This is a genomic window from Streptomyces chisholmiae (assembly GCF_031845445.1).
GTDB classification, from domain to species: Bacteria; Actinomycetota; Actinomycetes; order Streptomycetales; family Streptomycetaceae; genus Streptomyces; species Streptomyces chisholmiae.
Genome location: NZ_JAVREO010000008.1, coordinates 166,604 through 186,951, shown reverse-complemented (window position 1 = coordinate 186,951; position 20,348 = coordinate 166,604). Strand labels below are relative to the sequence as shown.

4 protein-coding genes are annotated in these 20,348 nt (G+C 75.1%); 1 reads left to right on the top strand and 3 read right to left on the bottom strand.

Annotated features, from left to right (window positions below):
- Positions 1-43: 43 nt before the first annotated feature.
- On the top strand, positions 44-871 hold the full coding sequence (locus RM844_RS15420) for a DUF4232 domain-containing protein (RefSeq protein ID WP_311667760.1): 828 nt from the start codon (positions 44-46) through the stop codon (positions 869-871).
- Positions 872-919: 48 nt separating this feature from the next.
- Here RM844_RS15420 and RM844_RS15415 read toward each other — a convergent pair whose 3' ends face one another.
- From RM844_RS15415 to RM844_RS15405, 3 genes are all read right to left on the bottom strand, one after another.
- The gene (locus RM844_RS15415; RefSeq protein WP_311667759.1) at positions 920-1,768 is read right to left on the bottom strand and encodes an RICIN domain-containing protein; all 849 of its coding nucleotides are present in this window, start codon (positions 1,766-1,768) and stop codon (positions 920-922) included.
- A 119-nt stretch (positions 1,769-1,887) separates the two neighbouring features.
- Positions 1,888-2,856 carry an RICIN domain-containing protein gene (locus RM844_RS15410; protein ID WP_311667758.1) on the bottom strand — a complete coding sequence of 323 codons (969 nt, stop codon included), beginning with the start codon at positions 2,854-2,856 and terminating at the stop codon, positions 1,888-1,890.
- A gap of 92 nt (positions 2,857-2,948) precedes the next feature.
- Positions 2,949-20,348: a hypothetical protein gene (locus tag RM844_RS15405; protein WP_311667757.1), complete on the bottom strand. Its 17,400-nt coding sequence runs from the start codon at positions 20,346-20,348 to the stop codon at positions 2,949-2,951.

Genomic DNA, 20,348 nt, shown 5'->3' with positions numbered 1-20,348 from the left:
GCGGCGCGCGTGCCGCCGCGGCAGCGGAGCGAGGAGCATCGGCATGGCGGAGTCTCACGGCGACGGGGCGGGGAGACGGTCGGGGGGCGCCGCCGCGTCGCGGTGGGGGCGCGCCCGCGCCCGCCGGGCGGCGCTGGCCGTGGGCGTCGCCACGCTGGGGCTGCTGTTGTCGCCCGCCTGCGCCGCCGGCGAGGGCGGCGCAGGCGGCCCGGAGCGGCTGCCCGGTGCGGCGGAGCCGATCGTCGAGGGCGGGGCCACCGCCACCGACGCCCCGGCCGACGACCCGGCCGACGACCCGACGGAGGAGCCGACTGAGGAGCGGGCCGAGGAGCGCGTCGAGGACCCGACCGAGGCCCCGACCGGGGAGGTGGCCGAGCCGCCGGGCGACGGGGAGGCCCCCGACGATCCGGCCGAGGACGACCCCACGGACGACGACGGTCCGGAGGCCGCCTGCGGCGCGGACGCTCTGGAGGCGTCCCTCGGCGCCAGCCGGGGGGCCGCGGGGCGGCTCAGTACGCCCCTCGTCGTCACCAACGTCTCGTCCGTGCCCTGCCTCCTGACCGGCTATCCGGGCCTGGCCTTCCTGGACGGCACGGGCCGTCGGGTGGTCGACGGAGCGGCGCTGGCCCCGGGCGAGCCCGTGTCCGTGACGCTGCTCCCGGGCGAGAGCGGCTGGTCCGCGCTGTCCTACCCGAACCCGGAGATGAGCGGCGCGCCGAGCGTCGTGCCCGACGCGGTGCTGCTCACCCCGGACGGGAGCGCGTCCCTGACGGTCGGCTGGAACGGCGCGGCGGTGCCCACGGCGGGCGACCTCCCCACGGTCACGGCCTTCCGCTCCGGCAGCAGCGACGGCGACGGCAACGGCGGGTGAGACGGCGACGCGTGAGACGAGCCCGGCGGCGGGCCGCCGACGGGCCCGTCAGTAGCGGACGAACTCCCACTGCTGCGCGCGCTTCTCGTTGCAGTGCCACTGCCGCACGTCGGTCCCCGACGCCGCGCTGCCGCCCTCGATGTCCAGGCAGTAGTGGCTGTGCGCGGCGGCGAGTTCGCGGTACCCGTCGCCCAGGTCGCTGACCGACCACCGCTGGTACGGCGACGCGTCACAGGTGGCCATCTCGACCCCGCCGCCCACCGCCGTGGTGGCGTCCACCACCGCCAGGCACACCAGCCCGGCCTTCAACGTCCACTGGTCATCTCCCATGTCAAGGAGCGTGAACCGCTGCCCGTCCACGGTGCCGCACGCGGACGACCGCACCTCGGTGCCCGGCTCCTCGGCGCCGTTCGCCCGTTCGAGACAGGTCCCGAGCCCGGAGACCAGCCAGTAGGACGCGCCGTCGACGAGGGGGGTCGGGGCCTCGTCGTCGCCCGGCGCCGGGGCCTCCCCGGCCTCGTCCGTCTCCTCCGGGGGCGGTGCCGGAGCGTTGGTCTCCTCGTCGCCCTCGGCGGGCTCCCCGGTGGGCTCCTCCGCCACGGCCCCGGTCGACTCCTCGGTCGACTCGTCAGCCGACTCCTCGGCCGGGTCCTCCTCCTGGTCCTCCGCCGGGGCGTCGGTGGGGTCCTCCGTCGCCTCCCCGGTCTGGGCGCCGGCCGGCACGAAGAGCAGCGGCTGCGCCATGCCGGACAGGCGCTCCGGGCCACCGTCCTCCGAGGCCACCGCCCCGACGGCGACGACGCCGAGCACGGCGACGGCGGCCACCCCGGCGCCCCAGCCCAGCGCGACCAGCCGACCGCGTGGCGCCGTGCGGTCGTTCTCGGGTTGCTTCACCATCGCACCTGTTCCTCCCCCGTGGGCGGGCACCGCACCACGAGTTCTAGCATCCCGCGCCGCGCCGTCGGAATCCGGTCCGACGGCTGACCCGGGCCGGCTTTCGCCGGCCCGGGGACCGTTCAGAGCCGCTCGAACGCCCACTGCTGGGCGGGCATCTGGTTGCAGTCCCACTGCCGCACGTCGGTGCCCGACTCCGTCCGGCCGTCGGCGATGTCCAGGCAGTAGCCGCTGTGCCCCGCCGTGAGCTGCCGGAGCCCGTTGTCCCCACTGACCGCCCACCGCTGGGACGGCGACGCGTCACAGGTGGCCATCTCGACCCCGCCGCCCATCTCCGGGGTGGCGCCCGCGACCGCCAGGCACACCAGCCCGGATCGCAGCACCCACACGTCGTCCGCCACCTCGTGCAGCCGGAACACCTGCGCGTCCGCCGAGTTGCACCGGAACGACTGCACCTCGGTGCCCGGCTCCTTGGCGCCGTACCTGCGGTCGAGGCAGGTCCCGAGCCCGGAGAGCACCCGGTAGGTCCCGCCGTCCACGAGGGGCTCCGGGGAAACGACCCGCCGGCCGCGCTCGCCGGTGGGCGTGCCCGACTGGGCCGGCGTGGTCTCCAGCGCCATGGGCTCCCGTACCTGCACCGACTCCTCGTCGCGCTCCTCCGGGGCCGGCGGCTCCACGGCGCGCACCCCCAGGTCGGTCGAGCGGTCGGCCGAGTCGACGGCCGCCCGCTCGGTCGAGTCCCGGGTCGAGTCCCGGTCGGTCTCCCGGGTCGAGTCCTGGACGGTCTCCTCGGTCAAGTCCTCGGGGGGCGCCTCCCCTTCGTCCTCGGTCACCGAGTCGGACGTGTTCCGGTCCGGCGTGGTGGGGAGCTGCGCCGCCTGCTCCGACGCGTTGCCCGTGCCCGTGCCCGTGCCCGCGCCACCGCCGAGGAACGCGCCGGCGGTGACCACGGTCAGCACCACGGCGACGGCCGCGGTGGTGCCCCAGCCGAGCGACGTGTAGACCCTGCGGCCTGGCAGCAGGCCGCGCGGCGTCTTCGCCGGGCCGCGTCGGTACTGTGTGGGGAAGTCGTCCCCGGACTTGTTCACCATCGTGGTTCTCCTCCTGGGGGGCGCCTCGGCGCCGATCGGTCCTACGACTGGTGAGATCGCGCCCGCACCACGTTTGTTCTCCGGCGGGTCCGTCAGTTCTCCGGCTCTTCCGGCAGCCCCGGCAGCGGCGTCGCCTCGGGCCACGCCGTCTCGTCCAGCCACGGCGTCTCCACCGCCCCCGCCAGCTCCGGCACCTCGACCGGCGCCAGGGCCGCCACCGGCTCCGTCTCCGGCGTCGGGGCTGGCGCCGACGGCGGGGCTGGCGCCGACGGCGGGGTGATACCGACCCAGCTCTGGACCGCCGGGGAGAGGCCCATGATCAGGAGCGGCTTGTCGATCAGCTTGGTCACCGCGGGAAGGACGACGAAGTCGATGACGCCCGCCCGGTGGTACAGGCGGCCGCCCGCGGTGTTCTGCAGGGCGGCCTTCCCGGCCCCGACGGTGAGGGACGAGACGGCCGCGGCGAAGGCGCCCGCGCCGGCGAGCGCGGCCGCCTCCCCGAACGAGACGTCGACGCGGGTGCCGTCCTCCGTCCTGACGCCGAGCACCTCGTAGGCCACGAGGTACCCGAGGAAGGCGGCCAGCGGGTTGATCAGCGCGTTGTCCCGGAAGAAGTCGTAGGTGCCGCCGCGCCAGCGCATCACGGACTCGTTGGCCGCCCACTCCGTGGACCAGTCGTCGTCGTCCATCCGGTGCCGGTGCGGGAAGCCCCGGTCCTCGAAGGTGAGGCCCACCCGGAACGTGCCGCGGTTCGCCGCCCAGAGGTGGAGCCCGGTGGACGCGCCCTTGACGCTGGCGGAGATGGCCGCGCCCAGGGCCGCCTGCTGGACGTCGGTGATGGTGAACTCGCCGGGCAGCATCGCGTAGACGGCCATGCTCATCGCCCAGTCGAAGAGGAAGTCCGGGAGGAACTCGACGGCCGTGGCCACCCACGCGTTGACGACGAACGGGGTGCGCGCCGACTCGACGCCGAGCAGCGGGCCGCCGCCGGCCGGGCTCCGCCCGCCCAGGTCGATGGTGGCCGCCGGCCCCAACGTCACGCGGCGGGCCGTCCGGTACTGCCGCTCCAGGCCGCGGAACTCGTTGAGCGAGCCGATGTACCGGGTCTCCCGGCCCGTCAGGGAGAAGTCCGGCCGGATGCCGAGCCAGCGGCGCTCGCCGCCCTCCGGCACCAGCGCGCCGTTGGCGAGGCGTTCCCAGACGAACCCGGTGTTGCTCCGTTCGCCGACCACGGACGGGGCACCGCCGGGGCCGTAGAAGAAGCGGCGCCACTGCTTGGTCATGCTCTCGACCTCGAAGTAGGTGCCGTCCGGCCGCGCCGTCATGCTGCGGGCGACGATCCCGCTCTCGAACTCGCGCCAGGAGCGGTACGCCGCGCCGCCCCTGGTGGCCGTGGCGACCTCGCCGGGGGTGGCGGCGTACTCGCGGACCCGCAGCGGCATGTCGTTGAAGAACTGCCGCATCGGGCCGCCGACCGCCCTGGGCAGCTCCTGGACGACGCCGTAACCCGGGCCGGCGGCCGCCTGGTGCGCGGCCCCGCCGGGGGTGGTGCGCGTGGTACCGGCCCCGGACGGCGTGGTACCGGCCCCGGCCGGCGTGGTGCTGGCCCCGGCCGGGTTCGGCGGGTGGCCGGCCGGGGCGTGGAGCCGGTCCTCCCAGCGTGCCGACGGCTGCCAGCGGGGCAGCTCCCGGTCGCCGTCCAGCCAGACCCGCACCCGGTCGCGCTGCGCGCCGAACTCCAGCACCGTGCCGTGGCGGTCCGTCTTCCGCCAGTGCCAGACGTCGCCGCGGCCGCCCGGGCCGTCCTGCCAGCGGGCGAGCCACGCGTCGAGGGTGACGCCGTCCGACAGCACCCGGTGCTCGCGGACCAGCCGGCCGTCCAGGAAGTCCTGGTACGACGCGCGGTCGTAGTAGTTGACATGGCCGAGGTCGTTCCGCGCGGCCAGCCGCCGGACACCGCCGATGTCGGTTCCCTCGATCCGCCACCGCACGCCGCCGCGCGTGTAGGTGCTCACCACGGCCACCTCGTCGCCCGCCGTGGCCAGCGTGCCGGCGGGCCAGGTGTCCCGGCGCGCCAGGATCTTCCCCCGGTGGTCGAAGAGCGTCCAGTCGCCCCGCTCCAGCGCGCCGGTGGTGGTCGCCGGCCCGGCGCCGGGGCGCGGGCGGTAGTCGAGGACGGAGCCGTCCTTGAAGCCCATCCGGACGACCTGCCACTGCCGGTCCGGGCTGGGCGTGTACCAGTCGCCGTCCGCCGGGCCGCGGGCGACGCGGTCCTGCCAGAGCAGGTCGTCCGCCGTCCGCCCGGTGCCCGTCGGCGGCGGCACCGCGGCGAAGTCCGCCCGGTGGAAGGTGCGGTGGCCGGACGGCCCGCCCTCGCTCACCGTCCACGGCAGGTAGTTGGCCCGGGCGGCGACCCGCCGGCCGCCGACGGTCGGCAGCTGGGCCTCAAGGCCGACGACCAGCTCGGCGCCGTTGGCCAGCGTCCGCCGCTCCCCCGCGAGGTGGCCCGCGCGGTCGACCAGGAGGGTGCCGAAGTCGCGGGTGACGAGCGAGACGCCGGACCGCTCCCCCGCCGTCCAGTCGAACATCTGGAGCCTGCTGTCCAGCGCCCAGTTGACCCGCCCCGAGGTGCTGGTGAAGCGACCGGCCTGCGGCTGTGCCCAGCTGGGCACGAACAGGTGCCGCAGGGGCGCGGTGCCGAGGGTCGTCCCGCGCAGTTCGTCGCTGAGGAAGAGCCAGCGGAAGAGGCTCGGCGGGCGCTGCTCGGCGATCCGCCGGTTCTCCAGCAGGGTGCCGTCGGCCATCCGCTGGCCGGAGCCGGTGGGCTTGCCCTGCGGGGAGACGGCCTGCCAGGTCTCGGCCGGCACGCCGTCGGGGCCGATGTCGTGCGCCCGGTAGTGGTGCCGCGCCAGCCACCCCGACTTGACGTGCACCTCCGTGACCCCGCCGGTGCGCGGGTTGGGCAGGTGGTCGGTCCAGCCGTTGCCGATCCAGTGCCACGTCCTGGTGCCCTGGGCGACGTGCCGGAAGTCGGCGTCGTAGCGGTGCCAGACGCCCGTCTCCCCGGTGCGGAACGCCAGCGGGCGGCCTCCCGACGGGCGCTCGGCCAGCACATAGCCGCCGTCGGGCGACGCGCGGTAGTGCCGGACCGGGCCGGTCAGGGTCCGGCCGGGGTGCGACTGGTCGTGGTAGTCGAACCAGGTGCGGCCGCTCGTGCCCCAGATCCGCACGCCGCCGTCGACCCACTCGCCGCTGGCCGTCGTCTCCACCCACCGCTCGCGCTCGGTCAGGCTCCACGGGACGCCCGCCCGGCGGTTGACGAAGCCGGCGACGCTGCCGCCGGTGTGGGCCTCCAGGAGGTTGCCGTTGGCCAGCGGCCGGCGTTCGAAGACGAAGCCGTCCTGGTAGGTGCGCAGCGTCAGGTGTCCCGCCCCGAAGCCGGTGACGTCCACGACGCCCCGGTCGAGCAGCGGGGCGGGCCGCGCGGGGGCTTGGCCGTCCCGGAAGCGCTCCCAGGTCCCGGACACCCTGCCGGCGTCGTCGTAGTCGTACCGGATGACGAAGTACTGGCCGCGCACCCGCTCACCACGCAGCACGGGATCGACGCGCTGCTCGACGAGCCGCCCGTTGCCCAGGTACTCCCGGTACTCGTCGATGCGCAGGCCCGGCGGGTGGTCGGCCGAGTTGGGGCCGTTGATCCGGAACCGGCCGCCCGCGGCGGTGATCACGCCGTGCGGGACGCTCTCCGCCAACTCGCCGTCCAGCAGGCGGACGTTGAAGAGCCGGTCCCCGTCCACCGTCAGGTAGCGCCGGCCGACGCCGTCCGACAGCTCGACGACGTGGAAGCTGGTCCGCACCGCGCCGGTCGCGGGGTCGCGGACGGTGGCCAGCCGGTGGCCGTCGTCGTTCACCACCGCGCTGACGTGCTTCTCCAGGCGGGCGCCGCGGTCGTACAGCGACACCTCGCCGGTCTTCGGGTCCCACACCCGGAACCCGAGGTCGGCGCCGCCCGGCGTGCCACGCGGGCTGGTGCGCAGGTCGTCCAGGAACCGCATCCCGGCGTCGAGCAGCCGGTAGCCGCGGTACTCCACGCCGCCGTGCGTGACGGTGGAGATCCGGACGTAGCGGCCCGTCTCGGCGAGCCCTGCGCGGTCGAGGGTCAGCGCGTCGAACTCGTGCTGGCCCCGCTGGTCGTACCTGGCGACCGTCGGGCCGCCGTCGTGCACCCGGAAGGCGCCGTCCGGCAGCTGGTCGACGTGCGGGTCGGGCAGCAGCGTCCCGTCCTCGCGCCGCAGGGTGGCGGCGGTGCCGTCGACGGGGAGGAACGCGTAGCCGGTGGTCGTGGTGGTGGCCGGGTCGGCGGGGTCGGCCCGCCGGGTGAGGCGGACGGCGTCGTCGGTGACGGCGTTGTCGCGGCTGACGACCGTGTGCCGGCCATCGAGCTCGACCCGCACCCCTCCGTCGTGGAGGCGGACGACGGTCGGGGTGCGCTCCGTCCCGTCGGGCAGCCTGAGCCGGGAGCTGGCCAGGTCGTCGGTGAGGGTGAGCCGCGCCCCGTCGAACGTGCCGCCCCGGAGCACGAGGACCTCGTCCCGCAGGGTGCCGTTGGTCCGGAACGTCTGCTGGGTGGCCAGCGGGACGTTGTGCAGCACGTACGTCCCGCCCTGTTCGGCGAAGTGGGCGCCCAGCTGGTGGGGCGCGCCGGTGGGGGTGCGCAGGGACGGCGGGACGCCGCCGCGGTCGACGGGCCGGAAGACGTACCCCTCGACGTCGCCGTGCCGGGTCCGCAGCTCCACGGCGTCGAAGACGTGCTCGCCCCGGGCGTTCAGCACCGGGTGCGGGCCGGACGGCGTGGGTATCCGGTACAGCCCGCCCTCCTGCGGGACGGCGTCGATCCGGCGCCCGGTGCCGGTCAGCGCGTACGGGGTGTGGTCGACCGGCAGGACCAACGTCCTGAGGTCCAGTGCGGAGCGGCTGGCGACCCGGAACGACTCCTCCCGCAGGCGGGCCCAGTAGTCTGCGGGCCCGCCCTCGATCTCGTACCGCTGGATGTGCCCGGCGTGCGCGATGAAGAGGTGGTCGTCGTCGAACGTCACCCGGTGCGGCCGGCGTTGGATGTCCGTCCGGCCGAACTGGTAGAGATCGCTCCTGAACTCCGGGGAGCGGCTCCAGGCGACGATCCGGCGCTCCAGCCCGCCGTCCCCGCCGATGAGGCGGACGATCTCGTGGCTGTGGTCGCCGTCCGGGTCGATCCCGTAGGTGGAGGACGCCCGGACCCGGGGATCGCGGACGCTGACGAGATCGCGGATGTTGACGAGAAAGCCCCGGTCCCGGCCCAGCGGTTCGACGGTGGCGTCCATGATCGGGCGTCCACCACTGTCCAGCAGGCCCGGCGTGCTGCGGCCGTCGAACACGACGATGGTGAGGTCCCGGTACTCCCCCATCCGCGGGACGGGGATCAGGCCGTACCGGCGCAGGCCGTTCAGCGCGTGGACGGTCGTGCCCGGTGTGCGGGGCACCTCCAGGAGGCCGTTCGTGGTGACCCGGGCGCCGTCGATGTCGCCGTCGACCGTCCGCACCCACTGGCGGCCGGTGCGGGCGTCCTGGTGGAACACCGAGGACGTCGGCCGCCCCCGCGCGTCCCGCAACGGAACGGCGACGTCCTGGAGTTCACCCCGGACGTTCACCTGGACGAGACGGCCGTCCCGGGCGATCACGTGGTCGCCGGACGCCAGCAGCGCCACCCGGGCGGCGTCGTCCGGGCGGCCGTCGGCGCCGATGACCAGGGGGCGTTGTCCCGACGGCGTCACGAGGTACTGGTCGCCCGGCAGGTGGAGGACGGCGACCGGGACCGGCGGCCCGTCGCCCGGTACCAGGGACGGCCGCGCGCCGGGGGCGGCGGCCGGGCCGGGGAGCGTCAGGTCATGGCCGTCCCACCGGCCGCCGACGACGTGCAGGGTCCGCTGGGTCAGGGCGCCGTCCGCCCGGTGCAGGGCGACGCCGCCGGGGCCGCGGCGGACGGTGATCTCCTGGTCGGTGGCCGTCACCTCGCCCGGCCTGGCGCGCCCCTCGCCGTCCCGCAGGGTCGGCTGGGCGCCGTCGCCACCGGCCACCGGCCGGAACACGTACTCCTGGTCCGGTCCTCGCCCGCCGCCGAGCGGGATGACCCGGTCGGTGAGCCGCCCCGCGGCATCGACCGCGAACTGCCCCTCGGGCAGCGCCACCCGCCACCCGGCGCCGTCCGCCAGGCGGGTGACCACGGCGTCCGGTCTGGCCACCAGCCCGTCGGGACCGCGCTGGAAAAGCACGGGGGCGGATCCTGGCCCGGCCGGGTCGAGGCGGAGGACCGCGGCGGGCAGCCCCGCGACCTCGACGGGGGTCCAGCGTTCGGTGTGGACGGTCGTCGCGCCGTCCGCGCCCCGGACGGTGACGGTGAGCGTGTCGTGGGCCCCCGTGCGGGCGACGCGGGTCTCGACCGTCGCGCCGTCGGTGGCGGCGGTGGCGGCGGCGCCGCGCAGCCGGCCGGCGTCGTCCACGTCCACCCGCAGCGCGGCGAGGGCGGTGCCGTCCACGCCGACGCTGGTCCCTGGCACGATCTCGTCCAGGACGGCGACCCGGTACCCGCCGCCGGTGGCCGGGGCGACCGGCAGCGGCGCGCGGTCGCTGACCCCGGCGTGCAGCCGCTCGACCAGCCGGGCCTGGTCGGCCGGGCGGAGGCGGTGGATCTCCGCCCCCCGCGGCCAGTTGTCGCCGGGGAAGCCGCCGCCCTCGCCGACGAAGGCGCCCGTCCGCACGTCGAACCGTTCGACCACGCCGTTCGGGCCGTGCAGCACCAGGTACTCCCCCAGATCCGCCGGCAGCCGATCGGGGTCCCGCAGCTGCCGCAGCACCGTGTCGATCACCGACTCGCCGTCGCCGGCCATCGGCAGCGGATACCACGTGCCGTCGTTCGTCCGCAGCGCCAGCAGGTCCGGGCGGCCGCCGGGGCGGCCGGAGAGCACCGTGACCTGGTACGGCGCGCGCCCGTCGGCGGTGACCAGGACCCGCCCGCCGTCCCACTCCAGCAGCCAGCCCGTGCCCACCGGCCGCATCGACGCGTTGGCCACCTGGTCGCCGGCGGCGTTCGTCACCACCGGCCGGCCGGCGGCCGGCCAGGAGACCTCGAAGCGGTCCGCGACACCGCCGCTGACCAGCAGCCGGCCCTCGGCGAACGTCCCGTCGAGGTGGTGGCCGTACACCGCGGTGCCCCGCCGCAGGACGATGCCGCTCTCGTCGATCCCGACCTCGCCACCGTGGACCAGGCCGTCGCGCCGGAACAGCAGGGGCCCGGCGGAGTCGGGCGCCAGCACGGCGACGAAGGTGCCGGTGGGGGCGCCGCCCGGGCCGGTCAGTGCCGTCACCCCGTACGCGTGGTGGCCGAACCGGTCCACGATCCCGCGCGCGCCCGGGACATCGACGAAGTACAGGTCGTCCCCGAGGCGCACCACCGGGTGGTGGGTGCCGTCCGCCAGCCGCACATACGCCTCGCCGTTGGCCGGCGACACCAGGTGCGCCCGTCCGCCGAGGGTGTCGAACGGGCCGCCGTCGATCCGCACCGAGGCACCGAGCAGCTCGCCGTGCCGGCTGTGGAACCACGCGGTGCGGCCGTCGTCGCTCTCCATCCGCAGGCGCGCCCCGTCGATCCAGACGGGGTCGGACGGCCCGGTGGGCGGGGGACCCCCGCGCGGGACGGCGACCAGGCCGCGGGACCCCGGGTCCTGGACGAGGTCATGGGTCAGCCGGGCCCGGTCGTCGATGATCGCGTGGTGTCCGCCGGCCTCGGCGAGGTAGCCGCCGGCGTCCGGCTCGACGCCGGCCAGCCGGGTGACGGACGAGCCCGGGAGGACGTCCTGTTCCACGCCCGCGAACCAGGGCTGTCCGCCGCCCGGCGGGTACACCACCTGGAGGTGACGCAGTGGGCCGGAGTTCACGCCGTAGCCGCGGCCGGCGAAGTTGCCGGCCATGGTGTAGAAGTCCAGGTCGTCCTCGGGGGAGAGCACCGTGAACAGCGTGCCGCCGGTGTGCCGCACCTCGTCCGGCAACGGCTCGCCGAGGTCGCTGAGCAGCCCAGGCCGGTCTGTGATGCGGATGGGCGCCATCACCATCCGCCCGTCGTGTGCCCCGCCGCGCAGCACGATCACGTGGTGCATCAGCTGACTGTGGTCGAGGCGGAACACGACGGGGAGGTGACCGTCGGCCTGGATCAGGTGCAGGCCGTTGCCGACCGGCGTCACCGTGCCGACCGGGTTCCCCAACAGATCGTCGCTCCGCACCAGGCGAAGCGGCCCCCCCTCGCCATCCTGGACGACACGGTTGCCCACCATGGCTCCCCCCAAGGCGCCGTCCGCGGAGCCCACCCAGGTACCCGTACGGTCCAGCACATGGAAGTAATCGTCCATCGCGTAGGCGATCCGGCCGCCGCCGAAGGTCGTCAGCACGTCTTCGGTGACCAGCTCCCCGTCGGTCCGGTGCACCGCCATGGGGTCCGGGTTGTCGGCCACCGGCCTGACCAGGACCAGGCCGGTGGACTGGCCATGCGGGTTGCGCACCGGGAGCACCTCGGCGACGTGGGCACCGTGCCTGTTCAGGAGACCGGCGACACCGCCCACCTCGACCAGGAGCTGCCCGTCGTCCCCGAACCGGGCCACCGAGGCGCCGGGCACCCGTAGGCCGTCGGCGTCCACCAGGTACGGCCGGACGGTCGGGTCCGCCGACCGGATCAGGTAGAGCCCGTCGGCGGGACCGCCCACGACGGGGGCCGCGGAGCCGAGCGGCCGGCCGTCCCGGGTGTGGAAGCCCACCCCCGTCGCCGTCTCGATCCGCAGGCCCGCGCCGTCCATCCGCACCGCGCCCGGCACGTGACCCGTCGGCGGGGCCTGGCCGACCGGCACCAGGTGGAGCAGGTCCGCCGGTGCCGACGGATCGCCCGGCCCCACCACGTGCGTGACGACGCCCCGGTCGGTGATCACCACGGTGCCGCTCGGGGTTTCGAGCAGGGCCGTGCTGGGGCTCAGGAGCTGGGCGCGGGAGCCGATGGCCGCGGCCCCGTCGGTGCTCCGCACGGCGACCGTTCCGTTGTGGAAGACCAGCCGGTTGTCGTCCAGCAGTTCGCGCAGCCGCTGGACGGGCGGGCTCGCCTGGTCGGCGCCCCGGGGAGCCGCGACGGTGCTCTCGACCGCCCGGCCATCCATGTCGTACCGGATATGGACGCGGGTGTGCCGGACGTGGATCGCCCCCTCCGCCGCCGTGACGGCGCGCGACAGCGTCCGGCCGTACCACAGGATGCCGGCGGGAGACCCGTCCAGGGGCAGCAGGGCGACGCCCTCGGGCCGGCCGTGGGTACCGCGCAGCGGGACCGAGCGGTGGGTGGGCACGCCCACGCGGTCCAGCAGGGCCAGCGGCTCCCCCTCGCGGAAGAACGCGAATCCGCCGTCCGACAGCGGGAGGAGGGACAGGGACGGTGACGGCCTGCCCCGGTACAGGGCCGCCGCCGGACCGTCCACGGGGAAGTACACGCTGTAGCCGAAGAGTGCGTCGCTGAACTGCCGTTCCCAGCCCCGGAAGACGCCCAGGACGTCGTAGAGGTCCATCCGGTCGATGCCCCGCCTCAGGACCGAGACCAGGCTGCCCTCGTTCGTGACCTCGGCGTCGATCCGCACGCCGTTGACGTAGAGCCGGTGCTCGATCTCCGGGCGCACCGAGGCGGCCAGGAACCCCCGGCCGGGGATGACGGGTTCCAGCCAGATCACCTCGTGGGTGATCCGCCCGGAGCGGCTCACCACGACCTCACGGAAACCCGGCGCGGTGACCAGGAAGGCGTCGTCGCCCAGCTGGGTCACCTCGCCGACCGACCGGCCCTGCCCGTCCAGCAGGCGCGGCCCGCCGCCCGGCCCGCCGAAGTCCAGCCGGTGGTCGCGCATCGGTCCCTGGATGTCACCCGGCTCGCTGCTGCGCAGGACGCCGCTCCGGTCGAAGAACAGGAGCTCGCCGTCCCGCTCGACCACGTGGACCAGACTGTTCGGAGTGGTGAAGACACCGGCGTCGACCCTCGCCCCCGCGTCCGTGTACACCCCCGCCTCGTGCCGGAAGGTGGACGGCCGGTGCAGCCAGATGCCGATCGGCTCGCCCCCCGCCTGACGCAGTTGGAGGGGGAGGTGGGTGGGGATCCCGTCGAAGTCCACGAGGGTCACCAGGCCGTTGCCCACGATCCGGTAGCTGCCGTCGGACGTCCTGGTGACCAGGTGCTGCGTCCGCACGCCGCGCTCCAGGATGTGCGGCAGGCCGTCGGCCGGGATGACGAGGGAGAGGTCGCCCCGGCCCAGCCTGCGGAGCGAAACCTGGCGGGACTCGAACGCGCCGCCCACCTGGTAGATGTCGGTCGCGTCCTGGCGGGGCAGGACGATGCTCGCGGCCTCGGCTGTTCCCCAGCCCCCGTCCTGCCCCGCCCGGTCGAACAGCCGGTACGCACCCGTGGCCGGGTCCAGGACGACGTACTCGCCGGTCTCCACCCCGTCGGGCCCCCGCAGCGGGATGGCCCCCTCGGGCAGCTCGCGCGCCGGGCCGGCCGCGGGGGTGAGCGGCGCGGACTCCGCCACGGGGGACGGGCTCCCGCCGTCCGGCGTGCCGTCCCGCCCCTGGCCGGCCGCCGGGGTGGGTCGCGCGGGTTCCGGCACGGGGGACGGGCTGCCCCGCTCCGGCATGCCGTCGCCCTGCCCGTACCCGGTCTGCCGGTCGCCGGCGGCGCCGACGGTGATCCGCCCCGTCTCGGGGTCGAGGGAGACGGGCACGTCCGGCCGGAGCCCGCCGTCGGCGTACAGCAGGGGCTCGCCCCGGCCGTCCGGCCGGACGAGCACCAGGTCCCCGGTGAGGTCGCCGTCCTGGTCGCGCAGCCGGATCACGTCGTAGGTGTGCTCGCCCCGGTCGCTCACCACCACGGGCCGGCGTCCCGGCAGCGAGACCAGGGTGCCGAGGTCCGCCAGCGGCTCGGCGGACGCCTCCGCGGGCAGCGGGCGCCGGCTGACCAGCATGGGTGCGCCGCCGCCGTTCGGGACGAGGAGCAGCACGTCCCCGCCGGCACCCGGCACGGCGTACACCGGCCCCAGCGGCACGCCACCGCTGCCGTACAGCGTCGTGGTGCCGTCCACGCGGGTCAGGACGAAGGCGCCCTCCCAGCCGAACTCGACCCCGTGGCCGAGCAGCCGCCCCCCGTCCTCGAACACGAACCCGGTGGTGGCTCCGTGGTCGAGCGGGCGGATGACGAACATGTTCGTCGGCGCGCCGGACTCGTCGTGCAGCGTCTCCACGGTGGCGCGGTAGCGGCCGCCGTCGTCCACCACGGCCGGCAGTCGGTCCGGCACCCGGACCAGGAAGCCGTGGCCGCCCTCCAGCCGGGTCGCCGAGGAGCCCGCGACCACGTTGCCGTCGGAGTCGACGACGCGGGGTGTCCCACCCGCCTCGGTACCGACCAGGTCGTATCCCTGGAGCGGCGGCACCTCCCCGTACACGGTCTGCTCCCGCAGCAGGACCCCGGTCACGCGGTCGTGGATCGCCACCCGCTCCCACTCGCGCACCACCAGGAAGCGGCCACCGGCGGACCACACCTGGTCGGTGACCTCGGTGGTGCCGCGGTACGCCGCCGCGTGGCCCGTGCCCGTCACCAGGACGGTCAGGTCCGGCAGCCCGTTCCGCCCGAGCAACTGGACGATCTGCGGCTGGGGGACCTGGAGCACCGGGAACATCGTGATGAAGTCGGACTGGGACGCCCCCGCCGCCCCCGGGGCGACGGGGCGGCCCAGCAGGTCGAACCTCCCGACGATCCGGTCGCCCGTCCCCCTGAGCAGGTAGTGATCCCCGCTCCGACTCGCGCGGAAGGGGACCAGCTGGCCGGTCTCGGTGAACGCCTCCAGCCCGTTGGCGGTCGGCACCAGGTACAGCGGCTCGCCGTCGAGGGCCCGTTCCAGCCTGACCACGTCGCTGACCACGTCGCCCGCCCGGTTGACCACCAGCGGGTTCCGGCCCGGGACGAGGAGCAGGTACATGTCGTGCCGGTCCTCCAACGGCTCCATCCGGGCACCCGGCATCGGCTGGCTGTCGAGGCCCCGCATCAACTGCGGCATGCCGAGGGGCCCGTCCGGCTGCACCCAGGCCCCGTGGAGGGCGGCGTCGATCGGTTCGTCGTAGGTCCCCGCCAAGCGGCCGGTCGAGGCGTGGTAGACCGCGGTCCGCTGCCCCTCACCCACCACGATCCGGTCCAGCTCGAACGCGTACCTGGTGGTTTCGGTGCTCGCCGCGCCGTTGAGGCCCAGGATGGTGCCCCTGCCGTCGCGTGGCACGGGCAGCCGGCCCAGCCGCCCGGCGTGGGGGCTGAGCAGCTCGCGGAACCGGGGGTCGGTCGCCAGGGAGGCGACGTGGTCGAGGCGGATCTCCCGTTCCTGCCGGAAGTAGAACTGGCCGGTGGGGCGCCCGTCCGGGGTGCGCAGCGGAATGTTGCGGATCGTATGGCCCTGGCCATCCACCACGAGAGGTTCCCGGCCGGTGATGCGCAGTATGTACCTGGCCCCGGTGCCCCGACCGCCGATGTGGGTGACGGAGAGGCCGCGCGACGACCGGCCGAATCCCGACACCACCAACCGGACACCGCCGCGGTCGAGTCGGACCAGGGTTGCCCCCGGAAGGTCCGGCACGGACACGCCGGTTCCGACATGGCGTCCGGTGAGCCGGTCGAAAACGCTCCGGCCCACGTCGGGATCGAGCAGCCCGCCGATCCTCGGACCGAGGATCAGATCGTCGATCGCCTCCACATCGCTCCAGATTCGGCCTCTCACCAGCAGGCCGTGCTCCCCACCGCCGCGCGGCACGAGGAACATGGCGTCCGCCGCGTCCCGCACCCCGGACAGGCGCACCGGGGTGAAGCCCTCGACGGTGCCGTCCGGGAACAGCACGGCCCGGGGCACGCCCCCCTCGGCCGAGCGCAGCAGGTAGGCCGACTGCCAGTCGCCGCGCATCGTCCGGCCCCCGAAGGACTCCCCGATGTCCAGCACGCGGCCCGAGAGGTTCATCCGGTACGCGCGGCCCGCGGTGAGCAGGGTCACCCGGCCGGCGTCCGGCTGGTACAGCACCCGTTCCGCGTCCACCGGACGCAGGTCGGACGCCCCGTACACGCGCGCCGGGCCGCCCCCGTTGCCCGGCAGGACGATCAGCCGATCCGCCGCGTCCACCCGCAGCACGGGGTGCGTGACCGCGCCCCGGCCGTTCACCACCGCGCTTCCGCCGGGCGTCCGCACCAGGAACTCCTCCCTGGACAGCCGCGCCAGCTCTCCCACCCGGTGCCCCGCGCCATCGACGACATGGGCGGGGTGCCGGCCGTCCACACGCACGGTGGGCGGGGTGCGGTGCAGGGCCCTGTCCAGCGTGTGGGAGAGCCGGCCGCGCTGCGGGACGACCAACCAGTAGTCGCCGTCGACGGGCAGCCGGACGGAGTTCACGGGGACCGCCGCCGGCCGGGCCGCGCCCGACGCCCCAGCTCGGGTGAGATCGGCCCCGATCCGCTGGCCGGCGTGGGTGAAGTCCCCCAGCCACCGGCCGCCGGTCTCGTGAAGCCCGTAGACGTCCCCGTGCGTCTCCACCCGGACCGGGGCCCGGCCGCCGTCCGCCCGGAACACCCAGACGTCCCCCGCCACCTGCACGAGGTACCCGTCCTGACCGTCCAGCGCGCCCGCCAGCCGGACCGCGTCGTCGCCCACCACGGTGCCGGACCGCCGGGCCAGCGTCGGGCGCGCGCCGGGAGCCAGGATGAGCAGGCCGACCGTACCCTCCAGCGGCACCACGGACGAGCCGGGCACCCGCCGGCCGGTGGCCTCGCTCACCAGGCGGGGGCCGTCCGGCCCGCCGAGCTCCAGCCGGTTACCGCGCAGGACGGCGTCGAACGCGCCCTCGTACGTTGTCAGCAGCCGCCCGGAGACCGCGTCGTGGACCCGGACCTGGCCTTCCTCGAAGACCAGGATGCGACCCAGCGGGCCGAACTCCCCGGCGGCCACCGCCCCCGCCCGGCCGTCGGTCCCGACGACCAGGCCCAGGCCGTAGCCCGGGTCCCGGCGCGGCGCGAACGCGCCGCCCGACCACCGGCCGCCGTCCAGCAGGGGCACCAGCCCGCCCCGCACCGGGGCCAGTGACCCGCCACTCCGCGCCCCTATCTGGTCGTCGAACGCGCCGACCAGCATGCGGGCGTCCGACCCCGTGCGGACGTGGAAACGGCCCGTCGGCCGACCCGCCGCGTCCAGGAGCGGCAGGATGTCCGGACGTGCCCGGCCCGCCTGGCTCATCACGACGGTCCGGTGCCCCGCGGCGGTCAGCACATAGGCGTCCTCGTTCCCGATGCGGGTGACCGACGGGTTGACCAGCGCCGGACCATGCGTGGCCACCAGTCGCATCTCGCCGGAGTCCAACCGGACGAGCCAGGCCTGGTGCCGGCGACCGAAGTCGCCGGCGGTGACCGGCGTCGCCGTGCCGACGGCCCGCCCCGACGTGCGGTGGAACAGCGGGACCTCGTTACGTCCCAGAGCAGGCGCGAGGATGTCGTAGGAGAAGATGAGTTCGTCGGTCGCCCAGGCGCGGAGGGCCGAGTCGGCGTTCTCGATGATCACGGCGCTGCCCGAGCCGCTGCGCGGCACCAGGGCCACCGGGCGGTTGTCACCCACGCGGGGCAACTCGACCACGTCGATATCGAGGGGCTCGCCGGTCCTGGACAGCACCCCGGTGACGGCCCGGCCGTCCGCCGACCGCGTCAGGAACCTCCCGTACCACTCCTCCGCAACCGCCCCCATGGCGTCCGTGATGGGCTGCCCGTGCGCCGCCCCGACGGCCGATCCGGCCGGGTGTGCCGCGCGGTCCGCCGCCGGGCCGCCGAGGGTCTCGCCCCGTCCGTTCACCACGACCGGGGCCAGACCGGCGGCCTCCAGCCGGTAGGCGTCGTCCCCGACCCGGGTCACCGTCGAACCGCTGGGCCCGGCGCTGTCGAACCAGGCCAGCCGGAGCGTGTCCCCGTCCAGCCGGAGCAGCTGGGCGCCCGCGAAGTCCCCCGCCCGCACCCGGACGGCGGTGCCGACCTGACGTCCCGTCGCCTGGTCGAAGACCGCCGACTCCTGGAACCACCGCTGCACCAGCAGACCGTCGAACTCCCACGCCCCGCGCAGCGAACCGTCGCCCCAGACCACCAGGCCGCGTCCCGCCGAGCCGCCCGGCACGAGGAAGCCCACCGGGTCGGGCTGCCCGCCCGACCGGCCGAGCAGCGGCACCGGGGCCGCCGGCAACGGCGCGCCGCCGGGCGACACCAACAGCGGGCTCTCCCCCGGTCGGTACAGCAGGTACCGCCCGTCCCACGCGTTCGGCAGCCCCAACTCGGTCGCGTTGACGCGCTGCCCCGACCGCACCACGCCCCAGGACGGGTCCATCACCCACGCCCGCTCGCCGTCCAGCACCACGGTCCCGCCCGCCTCGGCGTCGAACCGCACCACCGCCGCACGCGAACGGCCGAGCACCGGCCCAGCCCGGCCGGGGAGCAGGTCGGCCACCAGCGCCGCCCCCTGCCCGTCGACGGGCAGGGCGATCAGCAGCCGGCCCTCGACCGAGAACTCCACCCGGTGGGTCACCACGCCCCGGGCGTTCACCACCAGCAGGTCCTGGGGGGGCATCGCGAGGTAGTCGTGGCCGCCGAAGGGAGGGACCCGCGCCACGAAGAACGCGTCCGGCCCGAGCCGCACGACACCGTGGTGGATCTCCACATCGCCGCGTGCCAGGCGGGGCGCCCTGCCCGGGTGCTCCTCGTCGAACACCAGCTCGTAGCCCCGGAACCGGGGGCGGCCGGGCAGGGTCACGACGCGCTCCGCGAGCACGAGCTCCAGAGCCCCGCTCGCGACGGTGTACGTCCGGCGCACCGTGGTGATGTCGTCGACGGTCTCCAGCAGTCGGACGAGGTGGCCGTCCACCTCACCGGTGAACCGGTCGGCGTCGTCCCCGACGATCCGCGCCACGCGCAGCGGACCGTCATCCCCGTACGCGACCTCCACCCGGCGGACCCCCACCAGGTCGGACACCCAGAGCCCGCGGACCACGACGTCGGTCTGCTCGGCGGGCTCGAACCCGTGCTGCACGAACACCCGGTAGACGTGCGACCCGGGCGCCGGCGGAGGCGCCCCGGCCAGCCGCACACGATCCAGGCCCGTCAGCAGATCCCGCTCGGCCGCGCTCAGCTCCGGGCGCCCACCGGTCCCCATCCCCTCCGCCACGAACTGGCCGTCCTCGGTGTACCGCACCGTCGTACCGTCCGCCTCGTGCACCACGAGATGCCCGGTCTCCGGATCCCACCGAACCGGACTGTCCACAGAGGCACCGTCCAACGTCCTCGGCAGCGGATACACCCCACCCCCCGCACCCCCCACCACGACCAGGTCCTGATACCCCGGCCGACCCGACAACACGACAGCCGGAACCACCGTCTCCCCGTCCACCCCCACCAGGAAGCGACTACCACTGAGCTCCACCAACACATGGTCGGCACCCACCCACGAAGCCGAGAGACCCGGCGCGGTCGCGAAACCATCCGACCGCGTCCACCCCAGCTGCAACCCGGCCAGCGAACCGTGCTCCAACTCCACTGACCACGACCGCAGAACGCCGTCGGACTCCCCGTACTCAAAGCGCGCGTACCCACGCCCGAACGAGACCGCACCCCCCTCGGCAACCACGTCATCCACCCACACGTTGCCCGCGAGGTCGAAAACCCGCCGAAACTCCTGAACCTGGGGACCCTCGTCGCCCAACGACGTGGCCATCCGGGCCGCCCCCGCACCACCCGGGCTCGGCGGCGGGACGTTCTCGACCGGTGAGGGAGAGAACCGACCCGACCCCGAACCATCAAGGCTCAACCCACCCACGTCATCACCCAACGAGGCGAACATGTCGTCCAACCCCGCACGATCCACACCCGGCGGTCGCATCCGCGCGGCCAACGACGCGAAAACCTCGCCCATCCCCGCACCGTCCAGGTTCAACGGCTCCACGTCATCGACCGGTGAGGGAGAGAACCGGCCCGACCCCGAACCATCAAGGCTCAACCCACCCACGTCATCACCCAACGAGGCGAACATGTCGTCCAACCCCGCACGATCCACACCCGGCGGCCGCGTCCGCGCGGCCAACGACGCGAAAACCTCGCCCATCCCCGCACCGTCCACGTTCGACGGCTCCACATCGTCGGCCAGCGAGGAGGCGAACAGGCCCGTCCCCCGACCGTCCACGTCCAGCAGTTCCAGCATGCGGTGCGGCGAGGGGACCCCGAGGGCGTTCACGAGGTGGTAGTCCTCCCCGATCCGCATGAGGTTCAGTTCCTCGTCGCCGCTGACGGCCAGCCGCGACACCCGGATGTCCGGGATCGGCACGCCGTCGTCGTCCACCAC

What these genes read in the sequence shown, in the direction of transcription:
- RM844_RS15415 (WP_311667759.1), bottom strand. Translation starts at nt 1,768, where the DNA reads ATGGTGAAGCAACCCGAGAACGACCGCACGGCGCCACGCGGTCGGCTG.
- RM844_RS15410 (WP_311667758.1), bottom strand. Translation starts at nt 2,856, where the DNA reads ATGGTGAACAAGTCCGGGGACGACTTCCCCACACAGTACCGACGCGGC.
- RM844_RS15420 (WP_311667760.1), top strand. Translation starts at nt 44, where the DNA reads ATGGCGGAGTCTCACGGCGACGGGGCGGGGAGACGGTCGGGGGGCGCC.